Annotated in this window: 1 protein-coding gene; it reads left to right on the forward strand. The window is 45.4% G+C overall.

The genetic code is table 11. The annotated features are described in order from the left end of the window. The first annotated feature begins 61 nt into the window (after positions 1–61). Positions 62–1,087 carry an IS630 family transposase gene (locus ACJBF3_RS26030; RefSeq protein WP_040118421.1) on the forward strand — a complete coding sequence of 342 codons (1,026 nt, stop codon included), beginning with the start codon at positions 62–64 and terminating at the stop codon, positions 1,085–1,087. Positions 1,088–1,102: the final 15 nt, after the last annotated feature.

The raw sequence follows: 1,102 nt of genomic DNA on the forward strand, positions 1-1,102 counted from the left end.
TATATACCCGTGATCATTGAAGACGCTTGATTTTTCAGCAACAGGAGATCATGCTGTCCCCATGAAAATCTTTATCACTGACCAACAAAAAGCTGAACTTGAGCGTCTTCATGACTCCAGTCGTGATAAGCGCGTTTGCGATCGCATTAAAGCCATTCTTCTGGCCTCCGAGGGCTGGAGTTCGGCCATGATCGCTCAGGCTTTACGCCTGCATCAGACTACTGTTGACCACCATATCAGCGAGTTTCTGAACAAAGGCAAGCTGAAGCCCGAAAATGGCGGCTCAGACAGCAAACTCAGCGCTGAACAAACGGCTTTTTTAATCAGCCACTTATCCGACAATTTATTTTACCATACCCGTGATATTGTCGCGTTTGTCGCGCGGACATGGAACATCGTTTTCAGCATTCCGGGAATGAATAAGTGGCTGCACCGGAACGGCTTCACCTATAAAAAACCGTCAGGCGTCCCGCATAAATTCAGTGAAGAGAAACAAAAGCAATTCATTGAATATTATGAGGAACTCAAAGCCACCGCAGGTGATGAACCGGTTCTTTTTATTGATGCTGTCCATCCGACTCAGGCCACCAAAATAGGTTATGGCTGGATACGTAAAGGCCAGAGAAAAGCGGTAAAAACAACAGGTAGTCGTACACGGCTGAATATCATGGGGGCGCTGAATCTGAAGGCCCCGGAACATCCGCTAATCTGCGAATATAAAACGGTTAATGAATACAACGTATCTCGTTTTTTCAATGAGATACGTAAAATTTATCCAGATTATCAGCAGAAAGTTCATGTTATTCTGGATGGTGCTGGTTATCACCGTTCACAGTTAGTGAAAGACTGGGCGGAGGTGGTAAATATAAAACTTCATTACCTCCCGCCGTACAGCCCGAACCTGAATCCGATAGAACGAATGTGGAAGTTAATGAACGAACATGCCCGGAATAACCGCTACTTCAGCAACAGCAGGGAGTTCAGGGATGCAATATCTGAATTTTTCAGCCATACGTTACCGGGGATAGCGGGTTTTCTGACGTCCCGAATTAACGATCATTTTCAGGTGCTCAAACCTGCATCTTGAGGTTTATTGGGTATA

It is taken from the genome of Enterobacter sp. PP-008-ECC_S150, assembly GCF_045257065.1.
Lineage (GTDB): Bacteria > Pseudomonadota > Gammaproteobacteria > Enterobacterales > Enterobacteriaceae > Enterobacter > Enterobacter chengduensis.

Bases quoted from the DNA above. Each gene is read 5' to 3' on its own strand.
- ACJBF3_RS26030 (WP_040118421.1), top strand. From the start codon at position 62: ATGAAAATCTTTATCACTGACCAACAAAAAGCTGAACTTGAGCGTCTT.